The sequence below is a fragment of the Burkholderia sp. MSMB1072 genome (assembly GCF_001524725.1).
Lineage (GTDB): Bacteria > Pseudomonadota > Gammaproteobacteria > Burkholderiales > Burkholderiaceae > Burkholderia.
The window spans coordinates 425537-451598 of sequence record NZ_LOYC01000009.1 but is presented as its reverse complement, the minus strand read 5'-3'; the positions used below and the strand labels follow the sequence as shown (position 1 = coordinate 451598).

The following is a 26062-nucleotide window of genomic DNA, read 5'->3' as shown; positions in this document are numbered from 1 at the left end:
GCGAGCCGGTATCATAGCGGCCGGCCCGCCGCTACGGCCGGCCTCCCACTCCATCGCCATCCGGCATCCAGCAATCAGAGGCATCACATGACCAGTGCAACCCAATTCGACAACGTATCGGTCGTCAAGCGCGCGAACGTCTATTTCGACGGCAAGTGCGTGTCGCATACCGTGCTCTTCCCGGACGGCACGCGCAAGACGCTCGGCGTGATCCTGCCGTGCGCGCTCAACTTCGGCACGGATGCGCCCGAATTGATGGAAGTGCAGGCCGGCAAGTGCCGCGTGAAGCTCGACGGCAGCAGCGAATGGCAGACCTACGGCGCCGGCGAATCGTTCTCCGTGCCGGGCAAGAGCCGCTTCGACATCGAAGTGCTCGAGACGCTCGATTACGTCTGCAGCTACCTGTAAGACGCTTTCCGCGCAGCAAAGAAAAAGCCCCGCCGAAGCGGGGCTCGTCGCAAACGGATGGCGCAAGGCCATCCGGAGCGCCTGTTCTCGTTACGTCGTCACAGGCAGGCGTTGATGTCGCCGGCGGACGCTGCGTCGCCGCGCACGCCGACCCACGTCTTCGCACCCGGCTTCCACGACGGACGAACCATCGCGGCGGCGCCGTTCGGCGGCTGCTGGCCCGGTGCGTACACGTCGGTCGCCAGGCCGTTGGCCAGCACGTTCTGCGAGATCACCTGTTGTTGCGACTTGTCGGCCCAGGTCTTGGCGATGCACGCCGAGACGTCGGGAGCCGCTTTCTGGCTTTGTCCCACGTTCTGCACGGCAGGTTCGGCGGCATGAGCAGAAATTGCCACGGTCAATGCGATGAGCGGTAAGTATTTCACGTTCACGTTATCTCCCTCGAGTCGTGATTGATTGAGTGGGATGCGCAGCAGTGCTGCGTTCAAGTGAGATCGCATCTGGCAGGCTCGGTTCCGGTCATTCCGAAACAAGTTGTTAACGCGCTTGCCAAACGGCGGCTCGGATGCTGCGCATGTTGCTGCGGCGCCGCATGCGTCGCGTATGGCTCGACGTCATGCGTGGCGGTCGGTGCGCTGCCCGGTCGTGGTGTGGTGAGGTGACGGCCGCGGCGGGCGGCATGTGCTGCATGCCGCGCCGCGACTCTTTATCTGATGACGAAGTGGAATGGCTGATGGATGGCCCCGTCGCATGAACACCATGATGACAAACTTTCGTCCGCCGAATTGTTAACCAACTTTAAACGGATAAGGTGGCCGCGATGCGACGCGGCGCGCGACGGGCGCGCGGCATCGTGCAGCGACGTGAGGCGGGGAAGCGGTGCGCGGCAGGGCGCCGCGCACGCGGGTTGTGTCAGCCGATCTTGCGCGAGCCGACCTCGCGCAGGTTGGCCGGGACGATCGGACGGAAGCGCTCGCGTTTGTGTTCGTCGTCGAAGTGCTGGAGTGCCGGCTTGATCAGGTCGCTGCGCGACACGATGCCCGTGATGCGCAGCGATTGCTCGTCGGCGACCACCGGCAGGCGCTCGAGGCCGAGCATCGCGAGACGCGAAGCGACGACGCGGCACGTTTCGTGAGCCAGCGCGACGGCCGGTGCGCGATCGGCGAATGCGGCCGAGATCGGCGTATCGGCGCTCGCCTGTGCTCGCTGGGCGTCGAGCGTCGCGCGATCGACGAGGCCGAGCAGGCGGCCGTTCTGTACGACCGGATACGCGCGGTGCGCCTGCTTCGCGCCGAAGTATTGCGTCTCGACGATATCGAGCGTCGCCGAACCGTCGATCGCGACGAGCCGATCGGCCGACGTCATCACTTCGCCGACATCGTGCCGCTCGAGCGGATCGACGCCGTATTCGCGATAGATGTGGTAGCCGCGGCGTGCGATCTTTTCCGTCATGATCGAGCGCTTCATCACGATGGTCGCGAAGCCGTGCGCGACGAGCGTCGCGGCGAGCAGCGGCAGCAGCGCGTTGGCGTCGTGCGTGAGGCCGAAGGCGAACACGATCGCGGTGAGCGGGGCACCGAGCGTCGCGCCGAGCGTCGCGGCCATGCACACGAGCGGCCACAGCACCGGATCGCCGCCCGGCAGCACCGGCGACAGCACGGTGCCGAGGCCGGCGCCGAGCATCAGCAGCGGGGCGAGCACACCGCCCGAGGTGCCCGAGCCGAGCGCGATCACCCACATCACGGCTTTCACGATCAGTAGCGCGAGCGCGACCTTCAGCGCGATGTGCTGGTGCAGCAGGTCGCCGATCACGTCGTAGCCGACGCCGAGCGCGCGCGGCTCGAGCCAGCCGCCGATGCCGATCACGATCGCGCCGAGCGCGGGCCACCACATCCAGTGCATGGGCAGCTTCGCGAAGGCGTCCTCGACGCGGTAGAGCGCAGCTGACAGCCCGCACGCGAGCATGCCCGACAGCAGGCCCGCGACGATGCACGACAGCAGCGCGACGGGCGTCGGCGCGGCGGTCGTCACCGGAAACAGCGGATCGACGCCGAAGAACACCGCGCGTGCGAAGCCTGCCACCGCGCACGCGAGTGCGACCGGCAGGAAACTGCGCGGACGCCATTCGAACAGCAGCAGTTCGACCGCGAGCAGCACGGCGGCCACCGGCGTGCCGAACACGGCCGTCATGCCGGCGGCCGCGCCGGCGACGAGCAGCGTCTTGCGCTCGGCGGCGGTCACGTGCACGCATTGCGCGATCAGCGAGCCGAGCGCGCCGCCCGTCATGATGATCGGGCCTTCGGCGCCGAACGGGCCGCCGCTGCCGATCACGACGCCGGACGACAGCGGCTTGAGGATCGCGACCTTCGGCGACATGCGGCTCTTGCCGAACAGGATCGCCTCGATCGCTTCTGGAATGCCGTGGCCGCGGATCTTTTCCGAACCGAAACGCGCCATCAGGCCGACGATCAGCCCGCCGATCACCGGCACGGCGATCACCCATGCGCCGAGCGTGTTGTTCGCGGGCGAATGGTCGGCGAACGAGAACTGCTGGAAGAAGAACAGGTTCGTGAACAGGTGGATCAGGCTCAACAGCACGAACGCGGCAAGCGTGCTGAGCAGGCCGATCCCGGCGGCAAGCAACGCGATCCTGGGCAGGCGTTCGTTGATCGAGAAATCGCGTTTGTGTGGTGCGTTCATCGGCGTGGCGAGGGCAAGGGTCAGTAATCGATCTGGGGAACCTGGAACGCGCCCTTGAGCGACTTCAGTTCGGCGCGGTGCATGGCCGCGAGACGGGCGAGCAGCGTTTCGCCGGCCTGTTCGAGGTGGACTTCAACCTGGCGACGGTCTGCCTCGCTCGGCTTGCGCTTCACGAGCCCGAGCGCTTCGCAGCGCGTCACCAGCGCCACGACGCCGTGGTGCTGCGCCTGCAGGCGTTCCGCGAGCTCGCCGATGGTCGCCCATTCGCGATGCGGATAGCCCTTGATGTGCAGCAGCAGCAGGTATTGCAGCGGCGTCACGCCTTCGCTTTGCGCGGCGCGTTCGGAGAAGCGCTCGAAGCGGCGCATCTGATAGCGGAACTCGGACAGTTGCTGGAAATCGCTTTTCGCGAGCGCGCGTCGGGTATCGTTCATCGAGGTCGGGCGGGCAGTCGGTTACGGTGGCGGTAAATATATCACAACATGATATAAATGGCCGAAATGCAGTGGAATGCTGCATTCCGCATTTCGCAGGCGGTGACGGCGCGGGATGCGTGCTACGCGGCCTCGAGCATCCGGGTCTGCCGATAAAGGCCCGTGACGAGATCGGTCTGCGTGATGATGCCGACGAGCCGGCGCGACGCATCGACGACCGGAATATGGTGGTGGCCCGAATGCGTGAACAGCGGCACGAGCGCCGTGATCGGCATCGTTTCCGGCACCGACGCGACGTCGCGCGTCATCACGGACGCGACGCTCGCGGGCCGGCCGCCGAACGATTGCGGCAGCCGTGCGGACAGGCGCTGCCACAGCGGGGTCGGACGGCGCAACTGGCGCGTGAGGTCGGCGCGCGTGACGATGCCGGTCAGCCGGCCTTCGCCGTCGACCACGGGCAGCGCCTTCACGCGGTGACGGTCGAGCAGCGTCAGTGCGGCCGCGATCGACGTCGACGGCGCGACCTCGATCGCATTCTTCGTCATCAGGTCCGCGCACTTCAACTGGCCGAACGTGCGCGTATAGGCCTGCATTTCGGTTTCGCGCAGCAGCGCTTCGAGATCGTCCGGATCGACGTCGAGCCATTCGCTGCGGCGCTTCAGCACCGCGTCGAGGTCGCCGCGCGTGAAGCCGCCGCGCGCCGGTGCGGCGCCGGCCTGCTGTTTCGCTTCGGGGCGTACGCCGCCGTGCGGATAGCGGTGCCCGGTCAGCGCGTGATAGACGAGCGCGGCCGAGAGCAGGATCGCCGATTGCAGCGCGATCGGCTGCAGGACGAAGCCGAAGCCGAGCGAATGGATCGCGGGGCCGCCGACCACGGCCGTGAGCGCGACGGCGCCCGACGGCGGATGCACGCAGCGCAGCGCGAACATGCCGCCGATCGCGCAAGCGATCGCGACCGCGGCGGCCGTGATCGGATCGGCGATCCATTGCGCGCACGCGACGCCGACCGTCGCCGCGACGAGGTTGCCGCCGATGATCGACCAGGGCTGCGCGAGCGGGCTCGCCGGCACCGCGAACAGCAGCACGGCCGATGCCCCCATCGGCGCGACGAGTAGCGGCACGAGGCCCGGCACGCCGGGCAGCAGCCGCATCGTGACGCCGACCGTCGCAATGCCCACGAGCGCGCCGGTGCACGAGCGCAGGCGCTCGCGCCAGCCGAGTGTCATCGGATGGGGAATGAAGCTGTGCAGCCATTGCCGCAACGTGCGGCGCGACGGGGAGGAACCTGACGACATGGATGGTAAGCGGTAGAAATGACGGCGCGGGGCGGGCGACAAGCGCGGAATTATATCGCGTTGTGATACATGTTGTCGCGCTGCATCAAGCCATTTCACCCGCGTGATGCGCAAGTCTTGCAAAAATCTTTCATCGAATGAGAGCTTCCGCGCGCGTCATCGCGCAAATTTGTCTGCAGCGGCGTACAATTCGGCGCAGTCAATTCCCCCCGTCATGCCAGAACCCCGTCCGCGATGCCCGCTCTCCCGCCTTTTCCCCGGCACGGCGATCGATTCGGCGTGGTTCGCGGCCGCGTTCCGTTACCTCTCTGACGCCAGCGCCGCCGACGCTTCCCCACTGACTTTCCCCAAGCCAATTCAATGGACATGCTCGAAAACATGCGCCTGTTCGTGCGCGTTGTCGAAGCCGGCAGCTTTACCGCGGTCGCGAAGGAAATCGACGCGACCACCGCGCAGGTGTCGCGCGCCGTCTCGAACCTCGAAGCCCACGTGCAGACGCGCCTGCTGCATCGCACGACCCGCCACCTCGGCCTGACCGAAAGCGGCGAGCGCTATTTCGAGCGCGCGAAATCGATCCTCGCGGAACTCGACTACGCGAACGCGGAGGCGCGCAACGCGCTGCTGCGGCCGAGCGGCAAGATGCGCATTCATGCGATGACGGGGCTCGGGCAGAGTCATGTCGTGTCGTCGATCGTGCGCTACCAGGCGGACAATCCCGACGTGTCGGTCGAGCTGACGCTGGCGCAGCGGATGCCGAATCTGGTCGAAGAGGGCTACGACGTGTCGATCGTGACGGCGTCGCAGTTGCCCGATTCGGGCTATGTCGCGCAGACCTGCGGCACGAGCTGCAGCGTGCTCGTCGCATCGCGCGAATATCTGGCGCGGCACGGCACGCCGCACACGCCCGACGATCTGCCGAACCACGTGTGCCTGCGTCTCGACACGCCCGCGTCGCCGGCCGGCGAATGGCGGCTCGAGCGCAGCGACGGCGAGGAAACCGTCTACGCGCTGCAGCCGGCGCCGTTCCAGGTCAACGTACCGGACGCGCTGTGCGTCGCGGTGCGCGCCGGGCGCGGGATCGCGTGCGTGGCGCTGTATACCGTGCTCGACGATATCCGCGAAGGGCGCCTGATTCGCGTGCTGCCCGAGTACCGGTTGCAGACGGTCAGCGTCTATGCCGTCTACGCGACGCGCCGCTATCTCGATGCGAAGATCCGCACCTTCCTCGATCACTTGCGCACGACGCTCACGCCTGCGCTGGAGAACGATCTGCGCGAGCTCGACCGACTCACGACGGAGCACATGCCGGGCGGCCGCCAGTCTGCGTGACGGCGCCTGTGTGCCGCCGCGCCGCTCATGCGGCCGGCGCGATGCGGATCCGCTCGAAGCGGCCCGCGAGCCAGGCATACGCCGCAATGCCGATCAGCCCATGCGCGGCGACGAACCATAACGCGCCGGCGAACGAACCCGTGCTGGCGACGAAGTAGCCGATCGCAGCGGCGTGACGATCCCGGCGAAGTTACCGATCAGGTGGAACCGAGTATAGAAATCGCATCGATATCGGTCTAACATCGAAAGACTATCGATTGATTCAAAATTTGAATGATTGAGCTCCATCAGCTTCGCTGTTTCGTCGCAGTGGCCGAAGAGTTGCATTTCGGCCGTGCGGCCCGGCGGCTCTTCATGACCCAGCCGCCGCTCAGCCGGCAAATCCAGTTGCTCGAGCACGCGCTCGGCATCGCGCTGCTCGAGCGCAGCAGCCGGCAGGTCAGCCTGACCGCGGCCGGCGAACGCTTCCTGCGCGACGCGCGGCACATCCTCGAATTTTCCGCACGGGCCGAGCAGGCCGCGCAGCGCGTCGCGCATGGCGGGGCCGGGCGCATCACGCTCGGGTTCACGGCCGTCAGCGCGTACCGGATGATCCCGGTGCTGCTCGCGCACGCGGCGCATGCGTTGCCGGACGTCGACGTCGAACTGCGCGAGATGGTGTCGACCGTGCAGATCGACGCGCTCGCGTCGCGGATGCTCGACGCGGGCTTCGTGCGCCAGCGCGCCGCGCGCCAGCCGCTCGAATACCGGCTCGTGCAGCGCGAACCGATGCTCGTCGCGGTCGCGGAAGGCGCGCCGCTCGCGGCCTACGAGCAGATCGGCCCCGACGAGCTCGACCGGCAGCCGTTCATCGCGTATTCGCCGAACGAGGGCAAGTATTTCCACGACATGATTTCGGGCATGTTCGCGGGTGCCGGGCGGCTGCCGAACTACCTGCATTACGTCGGGCAGACGCATACGATCCTCGGCCTCGTGCGCGCGGGGCTCGGCGCGGCGCTCGTGCCCGCGTCGGCACGCGAGCTCCATGTGGACGGCGTGGTGTTCCGGCCGCTGGCGGGCGTCAACGTGGCGGCCGAGTTGTATCTCGCATGGCGCGCGGACAACGACAATCCGGCGCTGCCGGTGTTCAACGCGATGGTCGAGCGGTTTCTGACCCAGAACACGGACGACACGGGCGTCTAGCTGCGCTTGCTCGCGCGAGCGGGTGCCCGCAGCCAGGTGCCGGGTGACGCGCCGTCGATCCGGAAGCATCGTGCGGCTGCAGCCGGCAACGGCGGCGTGGAGCGGAGGGGAAAGGGACTGGAAGACGTGCGCGCGGCCGTGCGGCGAGAATCCGCCGGCCCGCGCGCATCGGGACGTCAGTGGGTGATCGACAGGAACAGATACGCGGCGAACAGCGCGACGTGCACGACGCCGTGCAGCACCGTCGTGCGCCCCTGGCTCAGCGTGAGCGTGCTGACCAGCAGCGTGAGCGCCAGCAGGACCGTTTCCATCGCGCCGATCCCGAGCGTGAGCGGCTGGCCGACCCAGATGAACACGGCCGCGACGGTCGGGATCGTGAGCCCGATGCTCGCGAGCGCCGAACCGAGCGCGAGGTTCATGCTGGTCTGCAGGCGGTTCGCCCGCGCGGCGGTGACGGCCGCGAGCCCTTCCGGCAGCAGCACGAGCGCGGCGATCACGATACCGACCGCGGCTTCGGGCGCACCGAGCTTCAGCACCGCATGCTCGACGGCCGGCGACAGCAGCTTCGCGAGCAGCACGACCGCGACGAGGCTCGCGAACAGCAGCACCATGCTGATGATCGCGGTGCGGTTGCTCGGCGCCGCCGCGTGTACCGCTTCGTCCGCGCTGTCGTGCGCGGCGAGGAAGTAGTCGCGGTGGCGCACGGTCTGCACGAACACGAATGCGCCATACAGCACCAGCGACGCGACGCCGGCGAACGCGAGCTGCGATTTCGAGAAGAACGGGCCGGGCGCGGCGTTCAGGTAGTTCGGCATCACGAGCGACAGCACCGACAGCGACGCGAGCACCGCGAGCGCCTTGCTCGCGCCGCGCCCCTGGAAGTCCTGTTCGCCGTGCTTCCATGCGCCGACCAGCAGGCAGATGCCGACGATGCCGTTACAGATGATCATCACGGCGGCGAACACGGTGTCGCGGGCGAGGCCCGATTTCTCGGGGCCCGCGCCGAGCATCACCGACACGATCAGCGCGACTTCGATGACGGTCACGGCGACCGCGAGCACGAGCGTGCCGAACGGTTCGCCGACGCGGTGCGCGACGACTTCCGCATGGTGGACGGCGGCGAACACGGCGCCGGCGAGCGCGGCGGCGAACACCGCGATGACGAGACCTTCGACCGGCACGACGCGCGACAGCGCGAGTACCAGCCAGGCGGCAAGCGGGGCCCAGAGGGTCCAGCGCGGGAGCTGGTTGGACGAGAGCGGCATGAGGGTTTCCTTATGCGAGTGGCGGCGCGCGACGCGCCGTCACGGGTTGACGAAGCCCGGCCGTACAATCCGCCGAACGAAGACGATGAAACCGAAGAGGGGCGGCACGCAACGGCGCTGCCCTGGGTTCGCTGCCGCGAGGCGGCGAGGGGCGCGGGCGGGCCGAAGCCCGTCGCGGGATGAAACGGTTCGAAGCGGTTGTCCGCGGACAGCGAGACGAGCATACGTGGGGGCGCGCGGTCCGGAAGCTCGATTCGACCCCGGAAAGGGGTGATGGACGGCGATGACGGCGCGACACGTATTCCCCCTGAAATCCGGCAATTTGTCGAATTTTATCAGGCGTTCGGGGGGTACTATCTCATATTCGATCCCTTACGTTGACCTTTCGGTTTACAAAAAGTTGCCCCGATCTTTCGATTTTTTGTCGTTGAAGGTTTCGTAACGGTCACTTGCCCAACACATTCGGGCTCGCCCTGACATAAATCTACCGACCGGTCGGTTTATAATCGCTCGCACTTCCACTTCATGACGGATCGCAAGCGATGGCTGTTTCCTCTGCATATTCGGTGAACTCGGGCGCGCTCGCGCCGTCGGCCGTCGTCGGCGTGATTGGTGCCGGCGCGATGGGCGCGGGCATTGCGCAGGTCGCGGCGGCGGCCGGCCATGCGGTGCTGCTGTACGACCTGAGCGAGGCGGCCTGCGACAAGGCGCTGGCCGGCATCCGCGCGCAGTTCGCGCGGTTGGCGGAGAAGGGCCGGCTCGAACCGGCGCGGGCCGAGGCGGCCGGCAACCGGATCCGCGCGGTGCGCGCGCTGGCCGATTTCGCGGGCGCCGCGCTGATCGTCGAGGCGGCGGCCGAACGGCTCGACGTGAAGCGCGAGATCTTCGCGACCCTCGAACGCCATGTCGACGACGCATGCGTGCTGGCGACCAACACGTCGTCGATCTCGATCACGTCGATCGCGGCCGGGCTGCGCGTGCCGCAGCGCGTCGCCGGCCTGCATTTCTTCAATCCGGCGCCGCTGATGGCGCTCGTCGAGGTGGTCAGCGGGCTCGCGACCGCGCCCGAGGTCGCCCGGATGCTTCATGCGACCGCCGCCGCGTGGGGCAAGCAACCGGTGATGGCGAAATCGACGCCGGGCTTCATCGTGAACCGCGTCGCCCGACCGTATTACGCGGAGGCGCTGCGCGTGCTGAACGAGCAGGGCGGCGCGCCGGCTTCGATCGACGCGGTGATGCGCGAAGCCGGCGGCTTCCGGATGGGGCCGTTCGAGCTGATGGACCTGATCGGCCACGACGTGAATTTCGCGGTGACCGAGTCGGTGTTCCGCGCGTACTTCAACGACCCGCGCTACACGCCGTCGCTGATCCAGCAGGAACTCGTGAATGCGGGCTTCCTCGGGCGCAAGTCCGGGCGCGGGTTCTACTCGTATGCGGACGGCGCGACGCCGCTCGCTCCCGATCTCGAACCTTCGCGCACCGCGCCGGCCGAGGTCGCGCTGTTTGCACAGGACGGCCCGGCCGCCGCGTTGCATGCGCGCTTCGTCGACCGTATCGCGCACGCGCGGCGCAACGACGCGCATGCCGACGATCTGCTCGCCGTGGCCGGCCGCGCGTCGATCGCGCTGACCGACGGCCGGACGGCCACCGCACGCGCCGCGCAAACCGGCGTGGCGGATCTCGTGCTCGTCGATCTCGCGCGCGATTACGCGCAGGCCGGCCTCGTCGCGCTGACGCGCGCGCTCCAGTGCAGCGACGCGGCGTATGCGGACGCGGTCGGCCTGTTCCAGCAGGCGGGTTTTCGCGTCGTCGGCGTCGCGGACGTGCCGGGGATGGTCGCGATGCGCACCGTCGCGATGCTCGCGAACGAAGCGGCCGACACGGTCAACCAGGGCGTGTGCTCGCCGGCCGATCTCGATCTTGCGATGGAGAAGGGCGTGAACTACCCGTGCGGCCCGCTCGCGTGGGCCGATGCGATCGGCATCGGCCGCGTGCATCGCGTGCTGTCGAATCTGGCGGCGAGCTACGGCGAGGACCGCTATCGCGTGTCGCCGCGCCTCGCCGCGCTGCACGCGGCCGGCCGCACGTTCCGGTCGTGACCGCCCCGTCACCTCGAACACGACAACGACATCACTCCATTGGAGGAGCACCCCGATGACTCACCCGACGCATCCCGCCGCCGCCCTCGATCCGATCGAGACCGCCAGCCGCGACGAACTGCAGGCGCTGCAGCTCGAACGCCTCAAATGGTCGCTGCGCCACGCGTACGACAACGTCCCGCACTATCGGCGCACGTTCGATGCGGCGGGCGTGCATCCGGACGACCTGAAGTCGCTCGCCGATCTCGCGAAATTTCCGTTCTCGACCAAGAGCGACCTGCGCGACAACTATCCGTTCGGCCTCTTCGCGGTGCCGCGCGAGCAGGTCGTGCGCGTGCATGCGTCGAGCGGCACGACCGGCAAGCCGACGGTGGTCGGCTACACGGCGCGCGACATCGACACGTGGGCGAACGTGACCGCGCGCTCGATCCGCGCGGCCGGCGGCCGCCCGGGCGATACGCTGCACAACGCGTTCGGCTATGGCCTGTTCACGGGCGGTCTCGGGATTCACTACGGCGCGGAGCGGCTCGGCTGCATGGTCGTGCCGATGTCCGGCGGGCAGACCGAGAAGCAGGTGCAATTGATTCGCGATTTCGAGCCGAAGATCATCCTCGTCACACCGTCGTACATGCTGAACCTGATCGACGAGATGGTGCGGCAGGGGATGGACCCGGCCGAATCGTCGCTGAAGATCGGCATCTTCGGCGCCGAGCCGTGGACGCAGGCGCTGCGCGACGAAGTGGAGGCGCGCGTGGGCATCGACGCGCTCGACATCTACGGGCTGTCGGAAGTGATGGGTCCGGGTGTCGCGTGCGAATGCGTCGAGACGAAGGACGGCCCGGTGATCTGGGAAGATCATTTCTACCCGGAGATCATCGATCCCGTCACCGGCGAAGTGCTGCCCGACGGCAGCCAGGGCGAGCTCGTGTTCACGTCGCTGACGAAGGAGGCGATGCCGGTGATTCGCTACCGCACGCGCGACCTCACCGCGCTGCTGCCGCCGACCGCGCGCGCGATGCGCCGGCTCGCGAAGATCACGGGCCGCTCCGACGACATGCTGATCGTGCGCGGCGTGAACGTGTTCCCGAGCCAGATCGAGGAGATCGTCGTCGCGCTGCCGCAGTTGTCGGGCCAGTTCCAGATCACGCTGTCGCGCGACGGTCACATGGACCGGCTCGACCTCGCGGTCGAGTTGCGCTCCGAAGCGGCGGCGTCCGTCACCGACGGCGAGCGCGCGGCGCTCGCGCGCGAACTGCAGCACCGGATCAAGACGATGGTAGGCGTGTCGTCCGGCGTGACGGTGCTGGCGGCCGGCGGCATCCCCGCGACCGCGACCGGCAAGGCGCGCCGCGTGATCGATCGCCGCCAGGCCGCCTGATTTCGATGTGTGCATCGTTCTACCCGAGGAAACCTGTTCGATGGATGAATTGAAGACCCTGGCCGTCGCGGTCGATGCGCGCGGCATCGCGACCGTTGCGCTGCGGCGCGGCGACGTGCTGAACGCGTTCGACGAGACGATGATCGCGGAGCTCACCGACGCGTTCACGACGCTCGGCCGGCGCGACGACGTGCGCGCGATCGTGCTGCGTTCGGACGGTCGCGCATTTTGCGCGGGCGCCGACCTGCAGTGGATGCAGCGCGCGAGCGCGAACGATGCGGCCGCGAACCTGCGCGACGCCGAGCGGTTCGCCGCGATGATGCACGCGATCCGGCAGTGCCCGAAACCGACGGTCGCCCGCGTGCAGGGGCACGCGTTCGGCGGCGGCGTGGGCCTGTGCGCCGCCTGCGACATCGTGATTGCGAGCGATCACGCGCGGTTCTCGGTCAGCGAGGCGCGCTTCGGGATCCTGCCGGCCGTGATCGGCCCGTATCTGGTCGAGGCGGTTGGCCAGCGCCAGGCGCGCCGTCTCGCGCTGACCGCGACGCAGCTCGCGGCTGCCGAAGCCGTCGCGATCGGCCTGATTCATCAGGCCGTGCCGCTCGATGCGCTCGACGACACGCTCGAGCGGACGCTCGCGGAACTCGGCCGCAACGGCCCGCACGCGCTGACGGAGATCAAGCGCTTTTTCGATGCGATCGGCGAGTACCCGCCGTCGGACGAACGCGCGGCGTTCACCGCGCAGACGATCTCCCGCGTGCGGGCGACGCCGGAAGCGAAGGAAGGCTTCGCGGCCTTCTTCGCGAAGCGGCCGCCGGCCTGGGAGGCGGGCGCCGAATAAGGCTGCGCGCCGCACGTTCACGACGATCGACGGCGCAACCGGGCCGGCCGCATTTTGCGGCTCGGGCGCGGGCGCTTGCACTACAATGCGTGACCCCCGGCGCGCTGCCGGCCCCCGTCCCGACCGCTGCTTCGCACGATGATCGTCAATCGCCTCGTCTCCGAGATCCTGTTCGGCTTTACCGGCCTGATCGGCATCATCAATCCGATCGGTATCGCGTTCCTGTTTCTCGAACGGACCGAGGCGCTCACCGCGCACGAACGGGATCTGCTTGCGAGGAAGGTCGCGTTCAACGCATTCGTCGTGCTGATGGTCGCGTTCTTCGCCGGCACGCCGGTGCTGCATTTCTTCGGAATCTCGATGGAAGCGCTGCGGATCGGCGGCGGCTTCGCGGTTGCCGTCGCCGGCTGGCAGATGCTGAACGAACCGGACGGGCCGGGCGGCGGCGACACGCCGGTCAAGCCGATCGACGCGAACGCGATCATGACGCGCGCGTTCTTCCCGTTGACGGTGCCGCTGACGGTTGGCCCCGGCTCGATCGCGACCGCGATCGCGCTGAACGCGAACCGCACGCACAAGCTGTCGGAATTCATGTTGTCGAGCATCGTGTCGATCGCTGTGTCCGTGCTCGTCGCGCTCGTGATCTGGCAGGTCTACAGCCGCTCCGCGCTGCTCGCGCGCTACCTCGGCAGCGAAGGGACCAAGGTCGCGAAGCGCGTGTCGGCGTTCCTGCTGCTGTGCATCGGCGTGCAGATCATGCTGACCGGCTTCTCCGCGTTCCTGCAGCCGCTCGCCGACCAGGTCAAGTAACCGGGCCTTCCGGTTCGTCTTCCTTTCACGCAGCCTGCATGCGGCGCGCGGTCGTACGCGTTCGCGGCATGCGGGATACCATGCGACGTCTGGCGGATGCGCGGCGCGCATCCGGCCGCAAACCCGACTCGAATGGAGAGGCGTGCAATGGAATACGTGAAATTCGGATCGACCGGGCTGGACGTGTCGAAGCTGGTGCTGGGCTGCATGACGTTCGGCGAGCCGTCGCGCGGCACGCACCCGTGGACGCTGCCCGAAGCGGAAAGCCGCCCGATCATCCAGCGGGCGGTCGAGGCCGGCATCAACTTCTTCGACACCGCGAACATGTATTCGGACGGGACGTCCGAGGAGATCGTCGGCCGCGCGCTGCGCGATTTCACGAAGCGCGACGAGGTCGTGATCGCGACGAAGGTGTTCTACCGGATGCGGCCGGGGCCGAACGGCGCCGGCCTGTCGCGCAAGGCGATCATGACCGACATCGACCAGAGCCTGAAGCGGCTCGGCACCGACTACGTCGATCTCTACCAGATTCACCGCTGGGACTACGGCACGCCGATCGAGGAGACGCTCGAGGCGCTGCACGACGTCGTGAAGGCCGGCAAGGCGCGCTATATCGGCGCGTCGTCGATGTTCGCGTGGCAGTTCGCGAAGGCGCTGCATACGTCGAAGCAGAACGGCTGGACCCGCTTCGTCAGCATGCAGAACCACCTGAACCTGCTGTATCGGGAAGAGGAGCGCGAAATGCTGCCGCTGTGCGAGGACGAAGGCATCGCGGTGATTCCGTGGAGCCCGCTCGCACGCGGGCGCCTGACGCGCAACTGGGACGAAACGTCGGAACGGCAGCAGAAGGACGATGTCGGCCAGCGGCTGTACGACGCGACGGTCGACGCCGACAAGGCGGTCGTCGAGGCCGTCGCCGCGATCGCCGCCGCGCGCAACGTGCCGCGGGCGCAGGTCGCGCTGGCGTGGGTGGCGCACAAGCGCGGCGTGACCGCGCCGATCGTCGGTATCTCGAAGCCGCAGCAACTGGACGATGCGCTCGGCGCGCTCGCGCTGAAGCTGACCGCGGACGAGATCGCCGCGCTCGAACGCCCGTACGTGCCGCACGCGGTGGCCGGGTTCAACTGAGCGGCCGCGCGGGCGCCGCGATCAGCGCGCGGCGGCGAGCATCGGGTAGGTGAACAGGCCGAAGTGGACGACGTTCAGCCCCGCATGCGCGAGCGCGGCGGCGAGCAGGCCGCCGCGCCGCCACGCGAGCCCGTAGCCGACGCCGGCCACCGTGCCGAGGACGATCCACTGCCAGCCGCCGGCCGCGTGCGCGGCGCCGAACAGCACCGCGCCGGCCGCGAGCGCGACCCACGGGCCCCACGAGCAGGCGCGGAACACGCGGGTCAGGCCGCCTTGCACGTAGCCGCGGAACAGCGCTTCCTCGGCGAGTGTCACCAGCAACAGGTTGTTCACGAGCCACAGCCAGCCGGACGGCGGCCACTTGGGCGCCCAGCCGACCATCCCGAACGCGAGTGCGCCGGCCAGGCACGCGGCGGCCGTGGCGACGGCCGCCACCGCACCGGTGCGCAGCGCGCGCAACGGCGCGACGTCGGGAGCCACCCACGGCAGCGCCCACACCAGCCACAAGCCGACTAGCGGCTTGTCGAAATTCAGGTACATCGTGAACGGCGCGGCGTCCGGCGTGAAGCGGGTCGGGCCGATCACGCGCGGATTGTGGAAGCCGGGAAGCAGGTGCAGGCTCAGCGCGATCGCGAGCGCGGCAAAGACGAGGTGCGCGGCGATGCGCACCGCGAGCGGGCGCTCGGGCAACACGCCCCAGCCGGCCGCGATCAGCAGCGCGAACGGCGCCAGCGTGATCGGCGCGAGTTGGCCGAACGCCAGGGCGCCCGCATAGCCCAGCACGGCGAGGCCGATGCTCAGGCCGTGCAGCGGGCGATGCCACGCGAATGCGGCGGCCGCGAACAGGGCGAGCCAGATCGTGGCACACGGAAGGAGCGAAAGGGACATGACGGGAAACGGATGGGCGGACGAGACGCCGCGCATCATACAGCAGGTGCGGTGACACGCCGCCGCACGGCCGGGCAGCCGCGTGTCAGCGGCCGGCGGTTTCGGTGACGCCGCCGGCGCCCGGGATGTCGACGCTGTTGCGCACGCGCATGCGCCGCCGGTACCAGAACGTCCACAGCAGCAGGCAGCCGAACACCGTGTAGCCCATGACCGGCGACACGACCAGCACGCGCTCGACCGGCCAGCTGACGACCATCCACCAGCGCAGCAGCATCTCGAGCGTCATGATGGCGCCCCACACGAACGTCATCAGCCGCAGCATCTGGCGCAGGCCCGGCTGCGCGTCCCAGACGGCTTCGAAGTGGGCGGCGCCGCCGTCCATCTCGCGGGCCACGGTCGCGCGGGCCAGATAGAAGATCAGCGGGCGTTCGCGGAACAGCGACAGCAGGAACACGACGCCGATCGTGCCCGAACCGATCGATTCGCGCATCAGCAGCGTGCGCGGACTGCCGCCGAACGCCATCCCGACGATCGACAGCGTGATGCCGAGCAGCACGATGGCCGCCACCGCGTCGACGCGGCGGGAGCGGATGAATTCGACGATCGACCAGACGATCGGCGGAACCGCCGATGCGTACAGCGCGCCGGTTTCGCCGAAATACGGATGCGCGACCCGGTAGGCCACCCAAGGCAGCACGAGGTTGACGAAGAGTTCGAGAATCAGGCCGGCTCGCGGTTTCACGGTGCGCCATTCCACGCAGGTCGGGGCGAACGCGCGAAACGCGTGGTTGCCCCCGGTTGCCCGAAAAGGGTTCGGTCCAGTATATCGAAGAATCGCGCCGAGTTAGCGATTGCGAATGTTGCTGCATGCCGCATCCGGATGGAGCTCGACATGGCGGCCGCTTCGGACGAGGCGATAGCGGGAAGGGCGGCGCCGCGCAGGCGCGCCGTCCCGCACGTGCGACGCTCGGCGGCGGGGCGGGCAGGCAGCCTGCGCGGCCTCCATCGATGCCGCGGCCGCGCGTGCGATCAGGAGACGGCCGGCCGGACGATGATCTTCACGTTGCGGTCCTTGTGGTTGACCAGTTCCTCGAAGCCGTGCGCGACGATGTCGCCGAGCGCGATGCGCCCGGTGATGAGCGGCTGCACGTCGATGCGGCCGTCCGCGATGAAGCGGATCACGTCCGCGAATTCGCCGTTGTACGCGAGCGAGCCGATCACTTCCTTCTCGGTCGACACGATGTCGAAGAAGTTGAACGGCGCCGGTTCCTCGAAGATGCCGACCATCACCGACTTGCCGGCCTTGCGGATCACGTCGATCGCGAGCTTCGCGGTGGCCGTGTGCCCGATGCATTCGAACGACACGTCGGCGCCGTAGCCGCCCGTCAGCGCCCTGACTTCGGCGATCGCATCGGACGTCTTCGGATCGACGACGACGCTCGCGCCGACCTCCAGCGCCTTCCGCTTGCGCGCGGCCGACATTTCCAGCGCGATCACGCGCCCGGCGCCCGCGGCCTTCGCACACATGATCGTGCACAGGCCGATCGTGCCCGCGCCGACCACGACGACGGTCTGTCCGACGATGTTGCCGGCCTTCTTCACCGCATGCAGCCCGACCGCGAGCGGTTCGATCAGCGCGCCGGCCTCGGTCGGGAAATCGTCGGGCAGCTTGTACAGCAGTTCGGCCGGCACGTTCACGTATTCGGCGAACGCGCCGTTGTTCATCAGCCCGGTGAACGCGAGGTTCTCGCAGATGTTGTACATCCCGTGCCGGCAATACCAGCAGGTGCCGCAATGCTGGCACGCGTCGGCCGTCACGCGGTCGCCGACCGCGAAGCCCGACACGCCCGCGCCGAGTTCGGCGATCTCGCCGCTGAACTCGTGACCGAGGATGCATTGGCCCTTCAGGCCGGTCAGCGGATGCGGCGCGTCGACCGGGATGAACACCGGCCCGGCGACGTATTCGTGCAGGTCGGAGCCGCAGATGCCGCACCAGTGCACGCGGATCGTAACCCAGCCCGCGGGCGGGCGCTCCGGAACGGGAACCGCTTCGACGCGGATGTCGTGGCGGCCATGCCAGACGGCGGCCTTCATGCTGGGGGACGTGATCGGTGCGGGTGTACTCACGTTGCTGTCTCCGTCGGGTTGTCGTCGGGCGCGCGGCAACGCTGCCGGTGTGCCCGTCGCGCGATTGCGCGATCGACCGGTATGCAGGAACGGGGCCAGCGTGAATCGGGGCGGTACGGGGCGGTCGAAAGGCGGCGCTGGATGCGTTGCACCATGTCGCTCTATGCCGACCGGCCGGGATTCGGAAGGAATGGTGCGTCGGATTTGCTGCGATAGCGCAACATCGGATCCGCTGAGACGCCGGGACGTTCGTCTCAGCGCGATGAGACGAAGCGCGAGACGAACGGTGACGGACGATGCGGTTCGATTCGCGGTCAGGCGACGACTTCGTCCACGGCGACGGTCGCGAGCGGCGTGAATCCGGCGGCGCGGTACAGCGGCTGGCCGGCTTCGGTCGATATGAGCCACACGCGGTGCGCTCCCCGGTGCCGTGCGTGGGCGACGATCGCGGCGAGCAGTTGCGTCGCGAGGCCGCGGCGGCGGTATGTGTCCGCCGTCGCGACGCGATCGACGACGATATCGTGCGGCGACGCGAAGCCGTAGCGCGCGGTGGCCGCGATCTGCCCGTCGAGCCGATGCGCGAACAGGAACGCGGCCGGATTCGGGTGGAACGGCGGGAAGGCGCCGCTGGCGTTGAACGCGTCGATCGCGTCCGGCGTGTCGCAGGCGAGCGCTTGCGCGAGCGCGTCGTCGCCCGGCAGACGGTCGATATCGGCGGCCATGAAGTGCTCGTCGGTCAGCCGGCGCGTCCTGCCGTGCAGCGCGGACGGCAGCGGCACTGCGCCATAGCGCGTGATCCACGCACCGACGACAAACGGGCCGGCGCCGGACCCGGGCGCCCCCTCGATCATGAAATGCTCGAAAGGCCGGCCCATCGCGTCGTCGAACTGCACGACATGGCCGTCCGGGCTGTCGTGCAGCGGCGCATCGCGCCGGTCGCGCGCAGCGCAGTACCCGGCGATGAACGTGCGCACGGCAACCTTGCGGCGGGGGAAGGCGGACCAGGCTTCGTCGAGCGGGAACAGCGTGGCCGGTGCAGGGGAGGCGGTCGGCATTCGGGCGGGCATTGTCGGAGCGAAGCCGACAGCTTAGCCGAGGATGCCGTCGCTTGCCGTGCCAGCCATTGTCACCATCACCGAAACGAATCGTTGCACGCGTTACCCCTTTACTTGAAGTTAACTTCAATTTGTATCATGGGCGCCGGTCCGATTGCGGCCGCGCGAGACATCCCGTTGCACGCGGCCGCCTCAACGGAGGTGACGATGACCGAATCGCCTGTCGCGGCCGAGGCCGCCACGCTGCCGTCGCGCAGCTACCGGGCCGCCATCGCGAACGTCGTGCTGGCGAGCATCGTGTCGGCGCTGCACGTCGGCAAGGCGACGATCGCGTTGCCGTCGCTGCAGCACGAGTTCGGCGGCTCGCTCGCGTCGCTGAGCGGGATCATGTCGGTGTTTCCGTTCGTCGGCGTGTTCGGCGGGATCGCCGCCGGGCTGCTGGTGCGGCGCTGGGGCGACCGGCGACTGCTGGTGACGGGCCTCTTCATCCTCGGCCTGTCGAGCATCGTCGGCGCATGCGCGGGCAGCTTCGCGCTGCTGCTGGCCACGCGCTTCGCGGAAGGGCTCGGGTTCGTGATCGTGGTGGTTGCCGCGCCCGCCGTGCTGAACCGCGTGACGCCGCCCGATCGGCGCAATCTCGCGTTCGGCCTGTGGAGCACTTTCATGCCGGCCGGCATGGCGCTGTCGATGCTGGTCGGGCCGCTGCTCGGCGGCTGGCGCAACGGCTGGCTCGCGGCTGCGGCGCTGACGCTCGTCGCCGCGGCCGCGGTGCCGGTCACGACGTCGGCCGACGCACCGTCGCGGCAGGCCGCGGCGGCACCCGTCGGGCCCGCGCTGCGCACCGTGCTCGCGGCGCGCTCGACCACGCTCCTCGCACTCGGTTTCGCGACCTACAACGTGCAGTTCTTCGCGGTGATGACGTTCCTGCCGGTGTTCCTGATGCAGCGTCTCGGCGTTGCCGTCGGCGCGGCCGGGCTGATCAGTGCGGCGATCGTCGCTGCATGCGTGATCGGCAACCTGACGGCCGGCTGGTTGCTGTCGCGCGGGGCGCGCCCGGGGCTCGTGATGGCCGCGACGTCGGTCGCGATCGGCGCGGCGGGGGCGGGCCTCTTCAGCGCGGCGACGCCCGCACCGCTCGCGGTCGCGCTCGGGTTCGCGTTCTCGGCCATGGCCGGGATGCTGCCCGCGACGATTCTCGCGTGCGCGCCGGGTTCCGCACCGTCGCCGTCGCTGGCGCCGCTCAGCATCGGCTGGGTCGTGCAGGGAAACTATCTCGGCCAGGTGATCGGGCCGCTGACGATCGGCGCGATCGTCGGGGCATTCGGCTGGTCGGGCGGTGTCGGGCTGATGCTCGCGGCCGCCGTCGCCGGCGCGGCGATCGGCCTGTGCCTGCTGCGCGAACCGATAGGCCGGCGCTGAGTGCGGCGCCGGCGTCTTTCAACCTGCACGGAAATCCGTCAAGCATGCTCAACATCATGGAAAGCCCGATCTGCGAGGAAGACCTGTCGTGCGACGTGCCCGCGTCCGCGCTCGGCGAAGACGATCCGATGCCGTCGCGCGGCGGCGTGGTCGCGCATTCGCTCGTGACGATCGGGCGTGCGCCGATTCCGGAGCATGCGACGGCCGCGGCGTCGCCGTTGCGCCCGCAACTGTTCGTCACGGTGCTGGAGGCGGGGCACGACGGACTGCTGGTGCGATGGGTCGAGAGCGGCCGGTGTCATTACGGCGAACAACGCTGGCGCTTGCGCGTCGCGTTGCAGCCCGGTCGCTGCGCGCTCTCGGGGCAGCCGATCGAGCCCGGCGAACCGGTGTTCCGGCCGGTACGGCGGCCCGTGCCGGCCAATGGCGACGAGATGATCCGCCCGGCAGCGGTGCCCGGCATGGCCGATGAGACGCGCGACGACGTGCCGGAGGACGGCGGCGCCCGCCATCCGGCCGATGTTCATGGCTGAACGTCGGCCGCCCGGACCACGTTACTTCTTCAGATCGTGCCGGTACTGGATGAAACCGGCGTTGTTCGCGAGCTTGTCGTACAGCGCGCGTGCGGTCGTGTTGGTCTCGTGCGTGAGCCAGTACACGCGGCTCGCGCCGGCTTCGCGGGCCCGTTCGTACACGGCTTCGATCAGTGCGCCGCCTGCGCCTTGCCCGCGCGCGTCGGGCGCCGTGTACAGATCCTGCAGGTAGCAGTACGGCCCTTCGGTCCAGCACGAGCGGTGGTAGATCGCGTGCACGATCCCGACCAGCGCACCCGACGCGTCGAACGCACCGAGCACGAACATCGGCTCGGCCGGATCCATCAGGCGCGCCCACGTCGTCGCGAACACGGCGTCGCTCAGCGCGGTGTCGTAGAACTTCTGGTAACCCTGCCACAGTGGACGCCACGCGGCTTCGTCGGCGGCGACGAGCGGGCGCACCGTGACGCGCGTTGCGTCGTTCGCGCGGCCGGCGGCGTCGCGCGCGCTGGCCTGCGCGTGGCGGATCGCGGCGAGCGACTGTCGCTGTTCGCCTTGCGCGTCGAAGTTCTCCGGTGCGAGCCATGCGTCGAATGCGGCGCGGACATCCGGCCATTCGCCGTCGATGATCGAGAACCACGCGGTGTCGCGATTGCGGCCGCGGTAGACGATCGCCTGCCGGAACGTGCCTTCGTAGCGGAACCCGAGCCGGGCGGCCGCCTTGCGCGACGGCGCGTTCAGGTCGTCGCACTTCCATTCGTAGCGACGGTAGCCGAGCGTGTCGAACGCATACTTCATCAGCAGGAACTGCGCTTCGGTCGACACCGGCGTGCGCTTGAGCAGCGGCGAGAACGTGACGGAACCGACCTCGATCACACCGTTGGCCGGATCGATGCGCATCAGCGCGAGCGTGCCGACCGCGCGGCCCGTGGCGCGGTCGATCACCGTGTAGTGCAGCGGATCGGTGCTCGCCTGCGCGCCGCGCGCGTAATCGCGGTAGCTGGACTCGTCGGCGTACGGGCCGTGCGCCAGATAGGTCCAGTCGCTGCCGTCGGGCGCCTGGGCGTAGGCGGCGTACAGGTCGGCCGCGTGGCGCTCGGCGTCGAGCGGTTCGAGCCGGCAGTAGCGGCCTTCGAGCGCGATGCGCTCGGGGCGCGGACGCGCGGACCAGTCGGGAACGGGGTGGCCGATGGGCTGCTGGAAAGCGTTGGTGAGCGTGGGCAAGGTCGATCTCGCTTTTCGGTTGGCGGCCGGCGACATGCCGGCGTGCAGACGATCGTAGTCCTGGCGAGGTACCATGAGAAGCGCCAGCGAACGGCAAATTTATGGTGCCACGATCGGTGGCATGTCAGCCGTGCGCGGCTCACCGTACGTTCGACCTTTTCACGCTGCGATGTCCCGATGACGACTGCCTTTCCTTCCGGAGGCGCGCCGTTGCTGCCGCTCGATGCGCCGCTGGCGCGCACGCCCGGCGCACCTTCGCTGCAGCGCCAGTTGCTGCGCCGCGTGCGTGACGCGATTCTCGGCGGCGCGATGCCGGCCGGCACGCGGCTGCCCGGCACGCGCGCGCTGGCCGAAACGCTCGGCGTGTCGCGCAATACGACGGCCGCCGTGTACGAGCAGCTCGTCGCCGAAGGCTTCCTGCAGTCGGACCGTCGCGGCACGCGGGTCGTCGGGCTGTCGCGGCCGGCGCCGCCGCGCCGGCGTGCCGCGCCGCCGACCGTCGCGCAGCGGCTCGGCCGGATTCGCGCGAGCCTCGTCGGCGCCGGCGAATCGGAGGGCTTCCGGCCGGGCGTGCCGGCGCTGTCGCATTTCCCGGTGGACGCGTGGCGGCACGCGATCGACCGCGCGTTGCGCCGCGCCGGCCGCGACCTGCTGGCGTACGGCGATCCGCTCGGCGAGCCCGCGTTGCGCGAATCGATCGCGCGCCACCTGGCCGTCACGCGCGGCGTACGCTGCGATCCCGAGCAGATCGTGATCACGGAGGGCGCGCAGGGGGCGATCGCGCTGTGCGCGCAGTTGCTGACGAATCCGGGCGATACGGTGTGGGTCGAGGAGCCCGGCTATCGTGGCGCGCGCACCGCGATGCAGGCGGCCGACCTCGACGTCGTGCCGATGCCGGTCGACGCGGAAGGGCTGCGCGCGGAACCGGACGACTGGCGCGAGCGACCGCCGCGCCTCGTCTACACGACGCCGTCGAACCAGTTCCCGACCGGCGCCGTGCTGTCGATCTCGCGCCGGCTCGCGCTGATCGATGCGGCGCGCCGCCATCGCGCGTGGATCATCGAGGACGACTACGACAGCGAATTCCGTCACACCGGCGAGCCGATCGGCGCGATGCATGGGCTCGCGGCCGATTCGCCGGTCGTCTATCTCGGCTCTTTCAGCAAGACGATGTTTCCGGCGCTGCGGATCGGCTTTCTCGTGCTGCCCGACGCGTTGCTGGCCGCCGTGCGGCCGGCGTTGCCGGAGATGCTGCGCGGCGGGACGCGCCATGTGCAGCTCGCGCTGGCCGATTTCATCGAGACGGGCGAGTACGGCCGGCATCTCGGGCGGATGCGCAGGCTGTATCGCGACCGGCGGCGTTTGCTGCTCGCCGCGCTCGACAGCAGCCTGAGCGTGCCGCACCAGGTCGAGGGCGGCCCGTGCGGGCTGCATCTCGCGTTGCGGCTGCCGGCGCGTTATCGCGATCGCGCGATCGTCGAAGCGGCGCGCGCGCATGGCATCGGCCCGTTTCCGCTGTCGGGTTTCGCGATCGATGCGGAGCGGGTCCGCAACGGGCTCGTGCTCGGTTTCGGCAATACGCCGGCCGATGCGTTCGAGCCGATGTTACGGATGGTGTCGACGATCGCGGAGCAGGTGGCCGCGGGTGGCGCGTGACGGTATGGTTGCGCGATTCCGACTTCCCGCCACTCGATCGTGATTACCGCCGCGCGGCGCTTACGGGATGGTCTCCGTGACAATCGACAAGGAATTCGTCGCGCGTTAGCAGTGCGTCAGGTAATCGGTGCTTTAAAAATATTGAAACGCCGGGCAGGCCGAAAATCGCTAAATATTTTAAAAGATCGGCCGATATCTCGATATTGACGACGGCTGATTGCGCAGTCCGATTCGCGCGTTTTGTCTTTTCGATCGTAAAGAATGGTCAATGGCGCTTGCCACGATTCGTGCCATGAGCGACGATCCCTCTCCGTAACAAACGGTTACTTTCCCGCGATGGCTGGATGGGGGAGGGCAAAGGCCGGGCAGGCCGCAATGAGTCACGTTCGTCGTGTGCTCCGATAAATAACAATGCCGATCGGACGAGATCGGCTGCAGGCATCCGGGCGCGATTACCGCGTATGCCGCCTGCTAAATCGTATAAATCCAGATGAAATCCGATTCAAGCTCTTATTGCTTCCCGAATCTGCTCGAAGCGTTTTTTATCGTCGTCGTGCTGAACATGGTCGAGTATTTGATGAACTCGATCATCTGGTCGGCCGGCCGCAGCGCCGGGCTGCAGACGATGGCAATCGCCAGCATCGGGCGAGTGCTCGCGAATGGTCTCGTATTTACGGTGCTGCTCCATCACGGCAAATTGACCTACCGCAGCTTGCTGCACGACAGCGTCGATTCCTGGCGAACGACGATCGGGCGATTTTTCACGCCCATCGTGCTGATTACACCGGCATTGCTCGTGGCGATGAGCGTGCTCGAAGTCGGCGTCGGGCAATTTTTCCCGTGGACCGGAACCCGGGACGAAGCCCGCGAGGTTTATGTGAATGGCGGGCTCGGCCTGATCGTATTGACCTGCGCGATTGCGCCGCTACTCGAGGAGATGCTGTTTCGCGGCGTGATGCTGCGCAGCTTCTTGCGACAGTATCCGGAGGGAACGGCCATCGCCCATTCGGCAGCGGTATTCGGTCTTGCACATTTGAACGTGTATCAGTTCGCGCTCGCATTCGGACTCGGTTTGCTGATCGGAAAGCTGTATGCGGTCACCCGATCGCTGCTGCCGGGGATGTTGATTCATGCCTGCTACAACACGGCCGTGGTGCTCGTCGCGCTGAAATCGCCGTTCGTCCTCACCCGCGAGAGCCTGCTCGAGATCTGGCCGACTTCCTGGTGGTTCGGCGCGCTCGTGGCGGGCGGCGTCGGCGCATGGTGGCTGGTCAAGGCGGTGGATGCGCAGCGAATGGTGCCGGCGCGTCCGGCAAACGACAACGTGTGAAACGAGCGCACACGGTGATGGGTTTCTACAACGAGAAAACGAGGTGAAGCATGCGGGGCAAGCAAATCTGTCTGGTGGGTCTGGCGAGTACGGTACTGATGTTGACGGCATGTGGCGGCGGCGATGACGGCGGCGCCGCCAATACCGGAAGCAGCGCGTCGAACGACGGTACGACGGGAACGCCGACGGCCACGTCGCCCGCCGCGCCGGCGCCGGGCGCGTCGCCCCAGCCTGCCGTCCAGACGGCTTGCCGACCGAACGGCAACTTCAGCTATTCGGGTGCTGCGTCGCCGGTCGCGACGAGCAACGGCCAACTGGCGGTGCTCGTGGTGCCGAATTTGCCGAGCGATTACGCGAAGAACCGCAACATGACGGCGGCCAATGTGCCGGCGACGAGCCTGGTTCAGCAGGGAAGCGGTGCGTTTACGACGCTTGCGTCGTCGGCGGCGGCAACCGACTGCCTCGGGCTCGACCATGGGGCCGTGACCGACATCCAGGGCGTCGGCACCGATGTGGCGATCGGCCGGTGGAATCGCGCGATGGACACCGACGGCAATACGTATACCGATACGCAGGGCGTGCACTACGCGGTCGGCACGCCGCTGTCGTTGCCCGCCACGGGCGGCCCGCTTTCGTGTACCCAGGTGATGGCCGATACGGTGGCGAGCAACAACGGCAACACGAGCGGTGCGCTCGTGTCGAGTTCGGCCACGCTGGATCCGGTCACGCGCATGCTCACCACGCTGAACCTGTCGATCGAGCTGGACGGCGCGCAATACGGGCTGACGTACACGCAGGTGCCGTTGAACGGCGTGCTGAAGACCACCGGGCCTGCGACGATTCAATCGATCGTCGTCGGACATGACGCGGCTCAGCCGCTGGTGGCCGTCGGTTATACGGCGGCGTTGCCGAACACGCAAGGCGTCGGCGGGGTGGCGGTGTTGTCGTGCCACTGACCGGA

At 68.3% G+C, this 26062-nt stretch carries 23 protein-coding genes and 1 pseudogene; 13 read left to right on the top strand and 11 right to left on the bottom strand.

From position 1 onward, the window contains the following. Positions 1-87 precede the first annotated feature (87 nt). Positions 88-408, top strand: a complete 321-nt coding sequence (ppnP, locus tag WS89_RS04065) for a pyrimidine/purine nucleoside phosphorylase (protein WP_006478890.1) — start codon at positions 88-90, stop codon at positions 406-408. Positions 409-506: 98 nt separating this feature from the next. On the opposite strand, the gene WS89_RS04060 is transcribed toward ppnP, so the two are convergent. The 4 genes from WS89_RS04060 to WS89_RS04045 all read right to left on the bottom strand — a co-directional run bounded on the left by WS89_RS04060 (position 507) and on the right by WS89_RS04045 (position 4837). Then, on the bottom strand, positions 507-839 hold the full coding sequence (locus WS89_RS04060) for a hypothetical protein (protein WP_175888591.1): 333 nt from the start codon (positions 837-839) through the stop codon (positions 507-509). 481 nt (positions 840-1320) lie between these two features. Further along, entirely contained in the window at positions 1321-3108 is a 1788-nt protein-coding gene (locus WS89_RS04055) for a chloride channel protein (protein ID WP_059789573.1), read from the bottom strand. 20 nt (positions 3109-3128) lie between these two features. Continuing rightward, the gene (locus WS89_RS04050) at positions 3129-3542 is read right to left on the bottom strand and encodes a MarR family winged helix-turn-helix transcriptional regulator (protein ID WP_059505471.1); all 414 of its coding nucleotides are present in this window, start codon (positions 3540-3542) and stop codon (positions 3129-3131) included. 122 nt (positions 3543-3664) lie between these two features. Further along, positions 3665-4837, bottom strand: coding sequence for an HPP family protein (locus WS89_RS04045; RefSeq protein WP_059789572.1), 1173 nt, complete (start codon positions 4835-4837; stop codon positions 3665-3667). 360 nt (positions 4838-5197) lie between these two features. Between WS89_RS04045 and WS89_RS04040 the strand changes: the two genes are divergently transcribed. After that, positions 5198-6166, top strand: coding sequence for a LysR family transcriptional regulator (locus WS89_RS04040; RefSeq protein ID WP_059505467.1), 969 nt, complete (start codon positions 5198-5200; stop codon positions 6164-6166). Between the two features lie 25 nt (positions 6167-6191). Here WS89_RS04040 and WS89_RS34525 read toward each other — a convergent pair. Further along, a pseudogene (locus WS89_RS34525) lies at positions 6192-6373 on the bottom strand (MFS transporter); the annotation flags it as partial. A gap of 66 nt (positions 6374-6439) precedes the next feature. On the opposite strand from WS89_RS34525, the gene WS89_RS04035 reads away from it, so the two are divergent. Continuing rightward, positions 6440-7348, top strand: a complete 909-nt coding sequence (locus tag WS89_RS04035; protein WP_059505465.1) for a LysR substrate-binding domain-containing protein — start codon at positions 6440-6442, stop codon at positions 7346-7348. Positions 7349-7524: 176 nt separating this feature from the next. Here WS89_RS04035 and WS89_RS04030 read toward each other — a convergent pair whose 3' ends face one another. After that, positions 7525-8613: a calcium:proton antiporter gene (locus WS89_RS04030; protein ID WP_034204707.1), complete on the bottom strand. Its 1089-nt coding sequence runs from the start codon at positions 8611-8613 to the stop codon at positions 7525-7527. A gap of 542 nt (positions 8614-9155) precedes the next feature. Here WS89_RS04030 and WS89_RS04025 point away from each other — a divergent pair. The 5 genes from WS89_RS04025 (at position 9156) to WS89_RS04005 (ending at position 14869) form a co-directional block, all read left to right on the top strand. Next, positions 9156-10712 (top strand): 3-hydroxyacyl-CoA dehydrogenase, encoded by a 1557-nt coding sequence (locus WS89_RS04025; protein ID WP_059789571.1) that lies wholly within the window; start codon positions 9156-9158, stop codon positions 10710-10712. Between the two features lie 55 nt (positions 10713-10767). Then, a complete protein-coding gene (gene paaK / locus WS89_RS04020; RefSeq protein ID WP_059505461.1) occupies positions 10768-12090 on the top strand; it encodes a phenylacetate--CoA ligase PaaK in 1323 nt (440 codons plus the stop codon). 40 nt (positions 12091-12130) lie between these two features. Further along, on the top strand, positions 12131-12931 hold the full coding sequence (locus WS89_RS04015; protein ID WP_059505459.1) for an enoyl-CoA hydratase-related protein: 801 nt from the start codon (positions 12131-12133) through the stop codon (positions 12929-12931). Positions 12932-13069: 138 nt separating this feature from the next. Then, positions 13070-13741 (top strand): MarC family protein, encoded by a 672-nt coding sequence (locus WS89_RS04010; protein WP_059505457.1) that lies wholly within the window; start codon positions 13070-13072, stop codon positions 13739-13741. 147 nt (positions 13742-13888) lie between these two features. After that, positions 13889-14869 (top strand): aldo/keto reductase, encoded by a 981-nt coding sequence (locus WS89_RS04005; protein ID WP_059505455.1) that lies wholly within the window; start codon positions 13889-13891, stop codon positions 14867-14869. Positions 14870-14890: 21 nt separating this feature from the next. Here WS89_RS04005 and WS89_RS04000 read toward each other — a convergent pair whose 3' ends face one another. The 4 genes from WS89_RS04000 to WS89_RS03985 form a co-directional block, all read right to left on the bottom strand. Further along, the gene (locus WS89_RS04000) at positions 14891-15757 is read right to left on the bottom strand and encodes a CPBP family intramembrane glutamic endopeptidase (protein ID WP_059789570.1); all 867 of its coding nucleotides are present in this window, start codon (positions 15755-15757) and stop codon (positions 14891-14893) included. A gap of 85 nt (positions 15758-15842) precedes the next feature. Continuing rightward, a complete protein-coding gene (locus tag WS89_RS03995) occupies positions 15843-16499 on the bottom strand; it encodes a VC0807 family protein (protein WP_059505526.1) in 657 nt (218 codons plus the stop codon). A 287-nt stretch (positions 16500-16786) separates the two neighbouring features. Beyond that, positions 16787-17851, bottom strand: coding sequence for a 2,3-butanediol dehydrogenase (locus WS89_RS03990; RefSeq protein WP_059789569.1), 1065 nt, complete (start codon positions 17849-17851; stop codon positions 16787-16789). A gap of 347 nt (positions 17852-18198) precedes the next feature. After that, the gene (locus WS89_RS03985) at positions 18199-18939 is read right to left on the bottom strand and encodes a GNAT family N-acetyltransferase (protein ID WP_059789568.1); all 741 of its coding nucleotides are present in this window, start codon (positions 18937-18939) and stop codon (positions 18199-18201) included. Positions 18940-19146: 207 nt separating this feature from the next. Between WS89_RS03985 and WS89_RS03980 the strand changes: the two genes are divergently transcribed. Next, positions 19147-20358, top strand: a complete 1212-nt coding sequence (locus tag WS89_RS03980; protein ID WP_059789733.1) for an MFS transporter — start codon at positions 19147-19149, stop codon at positions 20356-20358. Between the two features lie 44 nt (positions 20359-20402). Next, complete coding sequence (locus tag WS89_RS03975; protein ID WP_059789567.1) at positions 20403-20891, top strand: DUF3331 domain-containing protein; 489 nt, start codon at positions 20403-20405, stop codon at positions 20889-20891. A gap of 21 nt (positions 20892-20912) precedes the next feature. Here WS89_RS03975 and WS89_RS03970 read toward each other — a convergent pair whose 3' ends face one another. Further along, complete coding sequence (locus WS89_RS03970) at positions 20913-22115, bottom strand: GNAT family N-acetyltransferase (RefSeq protein ID WP_059789732.1); 1203 nt, start codon at positions 22113-22115, stop codon at positions 20913-20915. Between the two features lie 177 nt (positions 22116-22292). Here WS89_RS03970 and pdxR point away from each other — a divergent pair, with 177 nt between their 5' ends. From pdxR to WS89_RS03955, 3 genes are all read left to right on the top strand, one after another. Then, positions 22293-23771: a MocR-like pyridoxine biosynthesis transcription factor PdxR gene (gene pdxR / locus WS89_RS03965; RefSeq protein ID WP_059789566.1), complete on the top strand. Its 1479-nt coding sequence runs from the start codon at positions 22293-22295 to the stop codon at positions 23769-23771. Between the two features lie 490 nt (positions 23772-24261). Then, positions 24262-25101 carry a CPBP family intramembrane glutamic endopeptidase gene (locus tag WS89_RS03960; RefSeq protein WP_059789565.1) on the top strand — a complete coding sequence of 280 codons (840 nt, stop codon included), beginning with the start codon at positions 24262-24264 and terminating at the stop codon, positions 25099-25101. 50 nt (positions 25102-25151) lie between these two features. After that, on the top strand, positions 25152-26057 hold the full coding sequence (locus WS89_RS03955; RefSeq protein WP_059789564.1) for a hypothetical protein: 906 nt from the start codon (positions 25152-25154) through the stop codon (positions 26055-26057). Positions 26058-26062 lie beyond the last annotated feature (5 nt).

Bases quoted from the DNA above. Each gene is read 5' to 3' on its own strand.
- WS89_RS04050 (WP_059505471.1), bottom strand. From the start codon at position 3,542: ATGAACGATACCCGACGCGCGCTCGCGAAAAGCGATTTCCAGCAACTG.
- paaK (WP_059505461.1), top strand. From the start codon at position 10,768: ATGACTCACCCGACGCATCCCGCCGCCGCCCTCGATCCGATCGAGACC.
- WS89_RS04000 (WP_059789570.1), bottom strand. From the start codon at position 15,757: ATGTCCCTTTCGCTCCTTCCGTGTGCCACGATCTGGCTCGCCCTGTTC.
- WS89_RS03975 (WP_059789567.1), top strand. From the start codon at position 20,403: ATGCTCAACATCATGGAAAGCCCGATCTGCGAGGAAGACCTGTCGTGC.
- WS89_RS04015 (WP_059505459.1), top strand. From the start codon at position 12,131: ATGGATGAATTGAAGACCCTGGCCGTCGCGGTCGATGCGCGCGGCATC.
- WS89_RS04055 (WP_059789573.1), bottom strand. From the start codon at position 3,108: ATGAACGCACCACACAAACGCGATTTCTCGATCAACGAACGCCTGCCC.
- pdxR (WP_059789566.1), top strand. From the start codon at position 22,293: ATGACGACTGCCTTTCCTTCCGGAGGCGCGCCGTTGCTGCCGCTCGAT.
- WS89_RS04025 (WP_059789571.1), top strand. From the start codon at position 9,156: ATGGCTGTTTCCTCTGCATATTCGGTGAACTCGGGCGCGCTCGCGCCG.
- WS89_RS04035 (WP_059505465.1), top strand. From the start codon at position 6,440: ATGATTGAGCTCCATCAGCTTCGCTGTTTCGTCGCAGTGGCCGAAGAG.
- WS89_RS03960 (WP_059789565.1), top strand. From the start codon at position 24,262: ATGAAATCCGATTCAAGCTCTTATTGCTTCCCGAATCTGCTCGAAGCG.
- WS89_RS04040 (WP_059505467.1), top strand. From the start codon at position 5,198: ATGGACATGCTCGAAAACATGCGCCTGTTCGTGCGCGTTGTCGAAGCC.
- WS89_RS03990 (WP_059789569.1), bottom strand. From the start codon at position 17,851: ATGAAGGCCGCCGTCTGGCATGGCCGCCACGACATCCGCGTCGAAGCG.
- WS89_RS03985 (WP_059789568.1), bottom strand. From the start codon at position 18,939: ATGCCGACCGCCTCCCCTGCACCGGCCACGCTGTTCCCGCTCGACGAA.
- WS89_RS04030 (WP_034204707.1), bottom strand. From the start codon at position 8,613: ATGCCGCTCTCGTCCAACCAGCTCCCGCGCTGGACCCTCTGGGCCCCG.
- ppnP (WP_006478890.1), top strand. From the start codon at position 88: ATGACCAGTGCAACCCAATTCGACAACGTATCGGTCGTCAAGCGCGCG.
- WS89_RS03980 (WP_059789733.1), top strand. From the start codon at position 19,147: ATGACCGAATCGCCTGTCGCGGCCGAGGCCGCCACGCTGCCGTCGCGC.
- WS89_RS03955 (WP_059789564.1), top strand. From the start codon at position 25,152: ATGCGGGGCAAGCAAATCTGTCTGGTGGGTCTGGCGAGTACGGTACTG.
- WS89_RS04010 (WP_059505457.1), top strand. From the start codon at position 13,070: ATGATCGTCAATCGCCTCGTCTCCGAGATCCTGTTCGGCTTTACCGGC.
- WS89_RS04005 (WP_059505455.1), top strand. From the start codon at position 13,889: ATGGAATACGTGAAATTCGGATCGACCGGGCTGGACGTGTCGAAGCTG.
- WS89_RS04045 (WP_059789572.1), bottom strand. From the start codon at position 4,837: ATGTCGTCAGGTTCCTCCCCGTCGCGCCGCACGTTGCGGCAATGGCTG.